The 10,723-nt window shown below is 56.8% G+C and carries 11 protein-coding genes and 1 pseudogene; 7 read left to right on the top strand and 5 right to left on the bottom strand.

Features of this window, described 5'->3' with window-relative positions; genetic code table 11:
* Positions 1–221: 221 nt before the first annotated feature.
* From GOV91_RS18130 to GOV91_RS18120, 3 genes and pseudogenes are all read left to right on the top strand, one after another.
* The gene (locus tag GOV91_RS18130) at positions 222–518 is read left to right on the top strand and encodes a hypothetical protein (RefSeq protein ID WP_171236529.1); all 297 of its coding nucleotides are present in this window, start codon (positions 222–224) and stop codon (positions 516–518) included.
* Positions 519–805: 287 nt separating this feature from the next.
* A pseudogene (locus GOV91_RS18125) lies at positions 806–1,777 on the top strand (UDP-glucuronic acid decarboxylase family protein).
* A 203-nt stretch (positions 1,778–1,980) separates the two neighbouring features.
* A complete protein-coding gene (locus GOV91_RS18120) occupies positions 1,981–2,262 on the top strand; it encodes a hypothetical protein (protein WP_171236528.1) in 282 nt (93 codons plus the stop codon).
* 15 nt (positions 2,263–2,277) lie between these two features.
* Here GOV91_RS18120 and GOV91_RS18115 read toward each other — a convergent pair whose 3' ends face one another.
* From GOV91_RS18115 to GOV91_RS18100, 3 genes are all read right to left on the bottom strand, one after another.
* Positions 2,278–3,117 (bottom strand): DMT family transporter, encoded by an 840-nt coding sequence (locus GOV91_RS18115; protein WP_171236527.1) that lies wholly within the window; start codon positions 3,115–3,117, stop codon positions 2,278–2,280.
* A gap of 99 nt (positions 3,118–3,216) precedes the next feature.
* Complete coding sequence (locus GOV91_RS18110) at positions 3,217–3,987, bottom strand: alpha/beta hydrolase (RefSeq protein WP_171236526.1); 771 nt, start codon at positions 3,985–3,987, stop codon at positions 3,217–3,219.
* 867 nt (positions 3,988–4,854) lie between these two features.
* On the bottom strand, positions 4,855–5,529 hold the full coding sequence (locus tag GOV91_RS18100; RefSeq protein WP_171177454.1) for a TIGR04283 family arsenosugar biosynthesis glycosyltransferase: 675 nt from the start codon (positions 5,527–5,529) through the stop codon (positions 4,855–4,857).
* 73 nt (positions 5,530–5,602) lie between these two features.
* Here GOV91_RS18100 and GOV91_RS18095 point away from each other — a divergent pair, with 73 nt between their 5' ends.
* Both GOV91_RS18095 and GOV91_RS18090 read left to right on the top strand, forming a co-directional pair.
* Positions 5,603–6,340, top strand: coding sequence for a folate-binding protein YgfZ (locus GOV91_RS18095; protein ID WP_171177457.1), 738 nt, complete (start codon positions 5,603–5,605; stop codon positions 6,338–6,340).
* A gap of 112 nt (positions 6,341–6,452) precedes the next feature.
* Positions 6,453–7,394, top strand: coding sequence for an ABC transporter transmembrane domain-containing protein (locus tag GOV91_RS18090; RefSeq protein ID WP_171236525.1), 942 nt, complete (start codon positions 6,453–6,455; stop codon positions 7,392–7,394).
* A 54-nt stretch (positions 7,395–7,448) separates the two neighbouring features.
* On the opposite strand, the gene efp is transcribed toward GOV91_RS18090, so the two are convergent.
* Positions 7,449–8,012, bottom strand: coding sequence for an elongation factor P (gene efp, locus GOV91_RS18085; RefSeq protein ID WP_170459112.1), 564 nt, complete (start codon positions 8,010–8,012; stop codon positions 7,449–7,451).
* Positions 8,013–8,230: 218 nt separating this feature from the next.
* Between efp and GOV91_RS18080 the strand changes: the two genes are divergently transcribed.
* Complete coding sequence (locus GOV91_RS18080) at positions 8,231–8,551, top strand: DUF6280 family protein (protein ID WP_037310273.1); 321 nt, start codon at positions 8,231–8,233, stop codon at positions 8,549–8,551.
* 82 nt (positions 8,552–8,633) lie between these two features.
* Here GOV91_RS18080 and GOV91_RS18075 read toward each other — a convergent pair whose 3' ends face one another.
* A complete protein-coding gene (locus GOV91_RS18075) occupies positions 8,634–9,203 on the bottom strand; it encodes a cobalamin biosynthesis protein CobQ (protein ID WP_171236524.1) in 570 nt (189 codons plus the stop codon).
* A gap of 62 nt (positions 9,204–9,265) precedes the next feature.
* Between GOV91_RS18075 and GOV91_RS18070 the strand changes: the two genes are divergently transcribed.
* Entirely contained in the window at positions 9,266–10,723 is a 1,458-nt protein-coding gene (locus GOV91_RS18070; protein ID WP_171236523.1) for a cobyric acid synthase, read from the top strand.

Genomic DNA, 10,723 nt, shown 5'->3' with positions numbered 1-10,723 from the left:
CCCACCAGTCCCCGAAACTCTAGTCCGAAATGGCCCAGAACACGGGGGCTAGACACTTTTGAGTAGCGAAATGTCCATCTTCGGGCTTCGCATAGCCGTGGTACAGGCAGACTTGGCAGCCTTTGGGCAGCTTGTTACTCTACTTCTTTTTTTTCATCTTTATTCTTCACTGCTCAGTAGCTGCTTCACAGGCAATCTCCAACACACGTACGGAGATGAATGTGCGCTGGAAGCAACGCTCACTGACAAGTATACAAAGAATGAATGATCACAAGGACTTAGATCCGAATTATGAACACGAAGACCCCCTTGGCGGTTTGGAGTCTTGGGAGTACGAACACCATAAAGAGGACTTCAAACGACAACGCCAAGAAAGTATCGCCGAACTTATAGTCAAAACTTTATCTCGATTAAGAAGCTTTGTAATTGAGTATTTTCTAGTACTCGTCGCAACAACGTTTGCTCTGCTAAATCCACGGATTATCGATCAAGCTATTCAATTCTGGCAACGCTTATAGAGCACTAGAAACGAGCAGCTGCCAACGCGCTAATAAAACTGAAACAGCATGCCTGGCAAACTTACATTCCGAGCGGCCCCAATTACCCTCGCGCCCTGTGGGGCGGGTCGGGCGCGTGTTTGATACCCCGCATCAAGCATTGGATGGATAGGAAGACGCAACAGCACCACACGCGCCCTCAAAAAACCAAAATCTACTGCAATTCAAACATCTTCAGTTTACTAATCAAACCAAGACCCGGCTTCCCAGTGACAAGCTGGCTTGGATTTAACGATTAAGGATTTGCAATGGCCCGCCTTTATGACAGTCGAAAACGTGTTCTCGTAACCGGTGGGGCCGGGTTTTTGGGCTCGCATCTGTGCGACCGGCTTTTGGATCAGGGGCATGAGGTTTTGTGCGTCGACAACCTGTTCACCGGCACCAAGCGCAACATCGACCATCTGCACAACAACCCGCGGTTCGAGTTCATGCGCCAAGATGTGACCTTCCCGCTGTTTGTAGAGGTCGACGAGATCTATAACCTCGCCTGCCCCGCCTCGCCCGTGCATTATCAGCACGACCCGGTGCAGACGACCAAGACCAGCGTGCATGGCGCGATCAACATGCTGGGGCTGGCGAAGCGGCTGAAATGCAAGATCTTTCAGGCCTCAACTTCTTAGGTCTATGGCGATCCGACCATCCATCCGCAGACCGAAGATTATTGGGGCAACGTCAACCCGGTTGGTCCGCGCTCGTGCTATGATGAGGGCAAGCGCTGCGCCGAGACGTTGTTCTTCGACTATCACCGTCAGATGGGGTTGGAGATCAAGGTAGCCCGCATCTTCAATACCTACGGGCCCCGAATGCACCCCGCCGATGGGCGCGTTGTGTCGAACTTCATCATGCAGGCCCTGACAGGTGAGCCGATCACAATCTTTGGCGACGGCACGCAGACCCGGTCTTTCTGTTATGTGGATGATCTGATCGAAGGTTTCATCCGGTTGATGGAGACCGACAAGGATGTCACTGGCCCGGTCAATCTGGGCAATCCCAACGAATTCTCGATGAACGAACTGGCCAGCGAAGTGCAGGCGCTTGTGGGCACAGACACACCGATCAGTTTCAAGGACTTGCCACAGGACGACCCCAAGCAACGCCAGCCCGACATCACTCTGGCCCGGACCTTGCTGAACTGGGAACCCAAGGTGCAGTTGAAAGAAGGGTTGGAAGCAACAATCGGCTATTTCCGAGAGCTTCAGTCCGAAGCCGCATCACAGTAACTCGGACAGAAAATCGCCGAATTAAACCGGATTGCCAAAGCCCACGCATGGGCTTTGGCCCGACGGCAAAAAGTGCCGCTGGCAATTTCTCTTTGCCTAAGCCTTTGACCCCGTTAAACTTACCTTATCATAACGACACAGACTTGAGGTCCGGGCGTCCGGTATATCTAAGCCGAAAACGATTTGCAGGACGGGAGGATGATATGAAGACACTGACCTTTGGACTGGCTTTTGCAGTCTTGGCCTCGCAAGCTGGGGCGCAGCAGACGATAAGCCTGGCTTCACCGATCCCCGACGGGGCCGAGACCCGGTTTTGCTATTACGAAGGCTTAGCCTATTCCGAGGACGCCTTTGTTCTGATGGTCGGCGACAACACCGTGACCTCTACGGTCAGCACGGTTCAGGAACGCTTGCTGCGTTGTCACCGTGAAAGCGACGGGACCCTGAAATGGAGACCGCAGAGCACGTTCTCGACCAACAACTAAGGCCCGCTGGCACGATCAGACGGCCAGACCGATCAAGGCAACCCCAGCGGCCATAAGTACGGCGGCCCCCAGCCGTCGTATCCAATTGCCTTCCTTGAGGAAGATGAACCCGATCAGCGCAGCAAAGATGACTGAGGTTTCCCGCAGCGCCGAGACCGCGCCGAGCGGCGCAAAGTTCTTGGCATAAAGCACCAGCCCATAGGCGGTCATCGAAACCAGCCCGCCCAGAATGCCTGTCATCCAGACCTTGGTCGGCAGGTATCTCAAGCTTGCACGCTTCTTAATCCCGACAAAGCCTGCAATGAACAGATGCAGGAAAGCCCCCCAGGCCCAATAGCTGAGCGTATTCCCCGACAGCCGAACGCCGATCCCATCCACAACCGAGTAGATCGAAATACAGACCCCGGTGCCCAGCGCAAAGCCCAACGCGCTGCGCCCCACGCCCGAGCGCAGCGCTTTCCAGCTGCTCAGCTGAATGCCAAATGCAATCAGGGCAATGCCACCCCATGCCTGCAATGGCAGCACCTCGCCCACCAGAACCATCGCCCAAAGCGAAACCAGTGCCGGAACGATGCCCCGCGCAATGGGGTAAACCACACTCAGATCGCCATGCTGATAGGCTTTGCCCAGCATGAAGTAATACCCGAAATGCACAACGGTCGAGAGCAGGATGTAGATAAAGCTTTCAGCACTGGGCAATGGCAGGACCATCACCATCATGGCTGCCGGCAACACGTGGCCCAAAGCAACAAGGCCCAACATCGTCGTGCGATCCGCCGCTGTCTTGACGATGGCGTTCCAGACCGCATGCAGCAGTGCCGCAGACAGAATGATAAGGATGACAAACAAGGTCATGCCCGGACCTTTCCCGCAGATACTATGCGCAAAATGGGTCTCTGGCCCTATTCACTTGGCGCGATCTCGGCCAAAACGCCGATTTTTGTCAACCCGGTTTCACATGGGCTGTTGACCAAGCCAGCTTTCGATTTGCTCAGCAGGCCCCTGCCAGCCCGGCTCCATAAACAGAAAATGTGCGTGGTCCGGAATCAGCAAAAAGGTTCCGCGTTTCCCGTACCGCTCTGCCAATGCGCGGCAGGTGTCGGGGTTTACCGCCCGGTCTTCTGCACCGGAAACGACTAGAACCGGGCAGTCGACCTTTTCGAAATCGACCTTTATCGCGTGATCGTCATCAAACATCCAAAAGAACATTTCGAACATCACGCGCCCGCTTTCAGCCCCCAATTGATCGAACACGGCGTGTTGCTGGGCCACGTCCATTTTATTTAGGGCAAAGGGCGCCATCAGGTCGAACTCAACCCGCATGGGCTGTTTCCAGAAGGCCCCGCCTTCCATCAACGCCCGCGGCACGGCGCGTTCGTCGTCGGTTTCAGGCAACGTGCCCCAGGGCGCATTAGGGTTAATCAAAACAATAGCGCTGGCCAAACCGCGTGAGGCCACCTGCTGCGCAACAACACCCGCGATGGCGTGACCCAGCAGAACCGGCTTGCTGTCCAGACCCTGTACAAATTCCGTTATGTCATTGGTATAATCCAACACGCTGGTTTTAGTCAGCCCGGGGTCAGGGTCTGATTTCGGATCACCGCCATGATGGCGCAAGGCGGGGGTGTGTACAGTCCATCCGCGATCCCGAAAGAAGGTCGCGTAATCTTGCATACACCAGGGTCCGGCAAATGCCCCATGAATCAGAACAATTTCTTTTGTCATCGAAATCTCCCGTGGCTCTTCGGTCAGTATGAGCATCCGGTAAGATGTTACAACTGCCCGTGATCCCTGTTGCAGGACGCAGGTCAGGTCCTAAGATCGAATTCATGAGTTTTGTGACCGACAACCAACTGCCTTTGCTGATTCTGTTTTTTGTAGTGGGATCGATCGGAACGGCATTTCTGTTCCGCAAACCGGCGGGGCATCGGGCTTGGAAGCTGGCCGACCTGGTTTGGGTCGTTCTGGGCGGCATTGGGGCGCTGGTCGCTGTTCTGGCCGGGCTGTACACCTCGGACAGCTCTCGGTTGGATCGTCAGATCGACGTGGCCTATGCGGCCACTCTGGCTTTTGATCGCGACGCGGCACGGTTTCGCCTGCGCTTTTGTGATCCTGCCTTTGATCCGGACACGGCCGTTTTGTGCGACAAGGTCGAGTTCCTGTCGGCTTCAACGGCCAGCAATTCAGAATTGCCGTTGTTCATTGCCGTCACCAATGAGGTCGCCCCATTACAAGGCCTGCATTTCCTGTTCGGACGTCAAGCCAAGGATGACATGGATGAAATGCGCAGCGCTGCCGCGCAGGCTGACGCCTTCGATATCGACCAGTTTCTGGTCTTCACCTCGCTGGACGACGAAACGCAGACCGCTATAGACAACATGCGCCGGAAAGTACCAGCCATTGCCGGGGACTACCTGATCCTGGCCCAAAGCTATGATGATCTGATCGATCAGGTCGGCAAATTGAAAGACGAATGGGAATATTTGCAGGCCAATGCTCATATACTGGTTCTGCAAATCGTGGCCCTTTGCCTTGTCAGCTTTGCGGCCCCGTTTCGGTTGGGGAAATCGCTGGTCGAGCTGCGTACGACAATTATCGCCGATACGCCTGCGCCAACACCTGCGGATCCGTCCCCAGAAAATAACGCAGCAGAGTCCACAGATTCCGACTACCCCGCCGAATCCAGCCCGCCTGCTCATACCGCTCCGCGCTCGTAAAGGCCCGCGCATCCAGAAGTGTGATCCGGGGTAAACTACGTACCAGCGCCACGTCCTCCATCAAAGGTTGGTCGGGATAGCCGCCTGCAGCGTGATAGATTTCGCGTGGCACCAAAAGCCCCTGATCCCCATACGGCAGCCTGAAAACCCGGCTGCGCAGATTGGCCCAGCCCGAGACCCATCCCGGCGCAATACCCCGCGCTCGGAAAGCCAACCGGAAAGCCGCAGGTCCTGTGCTGGATAGATGGGCGCTCACCGCCTCGCTCCAGCCCCTTTCCAATACGGTGTCAGCATGCAGGATCAGCACCCAATCCCCACCAGCCTCTGCGCAACCCCGTCGCAACTGCCCGCCGCGCGAAGGCGTACCTGTCACAATCCGGGCTCCGGCCTCTTCCGCGATTTCCAGTGTTAGGTCGGCAGACCCGCCATCGCTTATGATTAGGTCCCGGATTAGCCCGGCGTGCAGCCCTTCCATCAATGCCCCAAGGCATTCGGGCAAGGCATCGGCAGCGTTCAGGGTCGGAATAACAACAGAGATCGGGGCTGGCACGTCTGATACCCTCTGGTCTTGGCGGCGGATCTTCCTATATCACGAGGCCAAGGGAAATGACGAGGACCAAGCCATGCCCACCCGCCGCATCCTGCGCCTGACCGGCTCGGACACCGAAAGTTTTTTGCAGGACCTGATCACCAATGACATTCAGGGTTTGAACGACGGGCTTGTTTATGCCGCGCTGTTGACGCCGCAAGGCAAGTATCTGGCCGACTTCTTCCTCAAGCGCGATGGCGATGGCGTTCTGCTGGATGTGGCCGAGCACCTTGCCGATGATCTGATCAAACGTCTGAGCATGTACAAGCTGCGTGCAGATGTGGCGATCGAAAGCACCGACCTGAACCTGCACCGCGGGTCAGGTTGCGCGCCAGAGAACGCGTTGCCCGACCCGCGGCACCCTGCCTTGGGCTGGCGTATGTATTCTGCGGCACCCGAACAGGATGATGGCACCGATTTCGATGCCCTGCGCGTTCAGCACTGCATTCCCGAAGCGGGTACTGAGCTGACCCAGGACAGCTATATCCTCGAATCTGGGTTCGAAGCGCTGAACGGCGTGGATTTCAAAAAGGGCTGCTATGTAGGTCAGGAAGTGACCGCGCGCATGAAGCACAAGACCGAATTGCGTAAGGGCCTGCGTCGCGTTGTTGTCGACGGCACCGCGCCCGTGGGGACCGAGATCACAGCCAACGGCAAATCGGCCGGCACCCTGTTCACTCAATCTGGGGGCCACGCCATCGCCTATTTGCGTTTCGACCGCGCAGGCGGCGAAATGCAGGCGGGCGAGGCGACGGTGCGACTTACCGACTAAGTACCGCTTGTTGCCTAATCAGCACGAACTCCTCGTCGACACACATCCCCAAGTTTGAACCTGTTCCCCAGCCCTGCCAAACTGAGGGAAACAGGTCAAACCGGATACACCCATGTTTCGACTATATTCCGCGATCTGGCGCGCCAGTGCCGGACGGCAGATCATCCTTATCGTACTGTCCATCGCCATTGCGGCGCTTGCCGCCGTTCCGCTGGAGTTTCAACGCGATATCGTCAACCATCTGACGGCGGATGATGTCGGCACTGAAAAGCTGATCCAATTGGGTATTGGTATGATGGCCGTTATCCTGCTGAGCCTGGGGCTGAAATGGGTTTTAGGGTACCGCGCGGGTACCTTAGGTGAAGACATGATCCGACTGATCCGGCAGCGCCTGCTATGGCGTTCAACCGATCTGAAGGAAACGGGCGCGGACCTGCGCAAAGGCACCATGACCACGGCCATTTCCGCCGAAGCCGAAGAACTGGGGAAATTTGCGGGCGGCGCATTCTCGGATCCGGTGGTTCAGATCGGTACGCTGATAAGCGTAATCGGCTATATTTCATCCACGCAACCGGGACTTGGGCTGATCGCCTTCTCGATGATCGTGCCGCAGATCATCATCGTTCTGGTTTCGCAACGCAAAGTGAACACTTTCGTGGCAGAGCGTGTCCATATCCTGCGCGGCGCCACAGACCGGCTGACGACCGAGGATATGGAAGCGGTTGAGCGGGACATCAACATTATGTTTGACGACATTTATGACACGCGGCGACGTATGTTCCTGTGGAAACTGTCGGCCAAATTCCTGCTAAGCGTGATCAACGGAGCGGGAACCGTCGGCATTCTGATGTTGGGCGGTTATCTGGTGTTACAGGGGAAAACGGATGTGGGCACCGTTGTGGCCGCCGCCAGTGGCCTTAGCCGTATACAGGGGCCGACTGCATTTCTGATCGCTTTCTATCGCCAGGTCAGCGCCAATCGCATCAAGTATGAACTGATGCTAGAGCTGTTTGGACCCGACCCAACACGGTATCGTTATCGACCTAAGGCGTAAAAAAAGACCGCGCGGCCGATGCCTGCACGGTCTTTTGCAAAAAATGACGAAAAGTCACGCGCGTTCGGAATATTCCATCGTTTCGGTATTCACGACGATCATTTCGTCCTGTCCGATGAAAGGCGGCACCATGACCTTCACGCCGTTGTCCAGTACCGCAGGCTTAAACGAATTTGCCGCCGTTTGGCCCTTTACGACAGGCTCGGTCTCGACGATCTGGCAAGTCACTTTCTGCGGCAGCGTCGCGTTCAGCGCTTCGCTTTCGTAGAATTCAACGACGATGGTCATGCCATCTTGCAGGAACGGGCGACGTTCGCCCAGCAAATCTGCTGGTAATTCAATCTGTTCGTAGGTCTCGGCATCCATGAACACCAGCATCCCGTCGGATTCGTACAGGAATTGCTGGTCCTTCTGTTCCAGGCGGACACGTTCAACCTTGTCCGCTGACCGGAAGCGTTCGTTCAATTTCGAGCCATTGCGCAGGTTGCGCAGTTCCACTTGGGCAAATGCCCCGCCTTTGCCGGGCTTTACATGGTCTACCTTGACCGCTGCCCACAGGCCGTCGTTATGCTCAAGCACATTGCCGGGGCGAATTTCGTTCCCATTTATCTTGGGCATTACATAAATCCTTCACAAACGGTTGATGCATCAGTTGCGGTCCCTATATCTGGCGGGACCACACCTGACAAGACAACGACACCTAGTGCTGCACTTGCAGCAAGCCATGCAAGTGACGCAACGCAACTATGCATTTTAGCTGTATCCGAATCGCACCTAATAGGCCATAAGGACCCTCACGCCGAAAATGCAAGAGCAAGAACAATAAGGAAGACGAGATGAGAGATTTCGTTGACGGCACTGCCTTTAACAACGAGCAAGGCAATCGTGCGCGCAAACTTTTCGCGGCCGTTGTGTTGGCTGCACTTGACGATGCTATCGCCGACGACAAGAAATACGGCAATGGCCCCGAACAAATCGCCCGCTGGGCACGTTCGCGCGATGGGCGCGAGGTGCTGTCCTGCGCAGGTATTGACCCTAACGAACGGGTTGTCAGCGGACTGATGGAGTTCGTTGGCCGTGGCGTGCGGACCTCGGTCGCATTGTCACGCGAAGAAAGCGAGCGTCGCAATGCCGCTCAGCAGGCTGAAGCCGCCTGATCCCAGGCGATTTCGCACCAGAAAAAACGCGCTCTGCCCGTCAGAGCGCGTTTTTCTTTGCTTTGTTTCGCGGTTTTCGCGCCTAAAAAAACAACAGCCACTGGCGCGCCACCCAAATTTCAGCCGCCAACATGATACCAAACATGGCCCTGCCCCAAACAGGCAGGCCACGCTGCCAAAGCACAACATAAGCGGCCAAACACACTGCCGCAGAAACTGGTGCCACCCACAAAGCGTGATGGCCGCTGTCCCAATAGCTGACTGGGCTGTGAAACACCCAATCGCTAAGCGGCCAGAACTGCTGTCGTCCGTCCCCGGCGTGCAGGAAGAAGTCTGTCGCTAGATGCAAAAGACCTGCCGCAGCCCCGACAGCGACAAAGTGCCAGCGACGCCAAACTGCCAAAAACAGTGCACACCCCCAGATGATAAAGGAGTTGTCGATGGCAAAGACGGTCTGCCAGGCCTGCGAATAGTACAGTTGCCCAAAGACCACCTGTTCCGGAATACCCAGAACAAACAGCGACACCGTCGCCATGAGATACAGAGACAGATCCGGCAGCACCGCCCCGAGCAAGGCGGCCAACAAGATACGCCCCTGCGGCGGCCGGGCAAAAGCGGCGGCACCGATCAAAAGATGCGCTGGCGTGTTCATCCGGGGCTTTCCCTTCCGGTTCAAATCAGGTCATCTGCGCCCCGACATATAGGAGACAAACCATGGTTCGCGCCATCATGATTCAAGGCACTGGCAGCAATGTCGGAAAATCGGTTCTTGTGGCCGGGCTTGCGCGGGCCTTTACCCGGCGGGGCATGCGGGTTGCTCCGTTTAAACCACAAAACATGTCGAACAACGCAGCCGTCACCGAGAACGGGGGCGAGATCGGCCGCGCGCAAGCGCTTCAGGCCCGTGCAGCGCGGCGGGCGACCCATACTGACATGAACCCCATCCTACTAAAGCCCGAGACGGACACTGGCGCTCAAATCATCGTGCAAGGGCAGCGCGCGGGCACTATGAAGGCCGGAGATTACCGCAAGGACAAGTCCAAGCTGCTGGGGGCCGCGCTGGAAAGCTTCGGCCGGCTTTGCGCAGATGCTGATCTGGTCCTGATCGAAGGCGCGGGAAGTCCGGCCGAAACCAATCTGCGCAAGGGTGACATCGCCAACATGGGCTTTGCCTGCGCCGCAGGTATTCCCGTGGTTCTGGTCGGTGATATTCATCGTGGCGGCGTGATCGCACAGATTGTCGGCACGCAGGCCGTGCTGGACGAAAGCGATCTGGCCCAGATTCGCGGCTTTGCCGTCAACCGGTTCAAGGGGGATGTGTCCTTGTTCGACGACGGGCGCGATGACATCGCCGCCCGCACTGGATGGCCCTGTCTGGGCGTGGTGCCCTGGTTTCAAGACGCGTGGAAATTACCTGCCGAGGACATGATGGACATTCGTTCCCATACCGGCGGCGCCTGCAAGGTTGTTGTGCCTCAGCTTGAGCGTATGGCCAATTTCGACGACCTCGATCCGCTGTCAGCTGAGCCTGGTGTGAGCGTTGATATCATTCCCGCAGGACGCCCCCTGCCAGGCGACGCTGATCTGGTTCTGCTGCCCGGCAGCAAGTCCACCATAGGGGATCTGACCTATTTCCGCGCGCAGGGGTGGGATATCGATCTTTACGCCCATGTCCGGCGCGGTGGGCACGTTCTGGGGCTGTGTGGTGGGTACCAGATGCTGGGCAAGACCATCTCTGATCCAGATGGCGTCGATGGCAGACCCGGAAAGGTCGACGGGTTGGGTTTACTGGACGTTCACACCGTTATGGGCGGACAGAAACAAGTCATTCTGCGTTCGGCTCATGCCCTGCCTGACCGGGAACCGGTCAGCGGGTATGAAATCCACATGGGTCACACCAACGGCTCTGATTGCGACCGGGCGTGGCTGGAGGTCGATGGAAAACCGGAAGGTGCCGCCAGCGCCAATGGACGGATCAAGGGCAGTTACCTGCACGGCATCTTTTCGTCCGACGCGTTCCGGGCACGTTATCTTTCAAAGTTGGGCGTGACCTCTGACGTCACTTATGAGGACGGCGTGGAACAGGCGCTGGACGATCTGGCAGATCATCTTGAACGCCACATGGACCTTGATCTGCTGCTAAGCCTTGCCCAGCCGCCTCAGCGCGGTTGA

The organism is Ruegeria sp. HKCCA6837 (assembly GCF_013034475.1).
Lineage (GTDB): Bacteria > Pseudomonadota > Alphaproteobacteria > Rhodobacterales > Rhodobacteraceae > Ruegeria.
The sequence above is the reverse complement of the archived record's forward strand: the minus strand, read 5'-3'. Positions and strand labels throughout refer to the sequence as shown.

What these genes read in the sequence shown, in the direction of transcription:
- GOV91_RS18120 (WP_171236528.1), top strand. Translation starts at nt 1,981, where the DNA reads ATGAAGACACTGACCTTTGGACTGGCTTTTGCAGTCTTGGCCTCGCAA.
- GOV91_RS18115 (WP_171236527.1), bottom strand. Translation starts at nt 3,117, where the DNA reads ATGACCTTGTTTGTCATCCTTATCATTCTGTCTGCGGCACTGCTGCAT.
- GOV91_RS18110 (WP_171236526.1), bottom strand. Translation starts at nt 3,987, where the DNA reads ATGACAAAAGAAATTGTTCTGATTCATGGGGCATTTGCCGGACCCTGG.
- GOV91_RS18095 (WP_171177457.1), top strand. Translation starts at nt 5,603, where the DNA reads ATGCCCACCCGCCGCATCCTGCGCCTGACCGGCTCGGACACCGAAAGT.
- GOV91_RS18090 (WP_171236525.1), top strand. Translation starts at nt 6,453, where the DNA reads ATGTTTCGACTATATTCCGCGATCTGGCGCGCCAGTGCCGGACGGCAG.
- efp (WP_170459112.1), bottom strand. Translation starts at nt 8,012, where the DNA reads ATGCCCAAGATAAATGGGAACGAAATTCGCCCCGGCAATGTGCTTGAG.
- GOV91_RS18080 (WP_037310273.1), top strand. Translation starts at nt 8,231, where the DNA reads ATGAGAGATTTCGTTGACGGCACTGCCTTTAACAACGAGCAAGGCAAT.
- GOV91_RS18075 (WP_171236524.1), bottom strand. Translation starts at nt 9,203, where the DNA reads ATGAACACGCCAGCGCATCTTTTGATCGGTGCCGCCGCTTTTGCCCGG.
- GOV91_RS18070 (WP_171236523.1), top strand. Translation starts at nt 9,266, where the DNA reads ATGGTTCGCGCCATCATGATTCAAGGCACTGGCAGCAATGTCGGAAAA.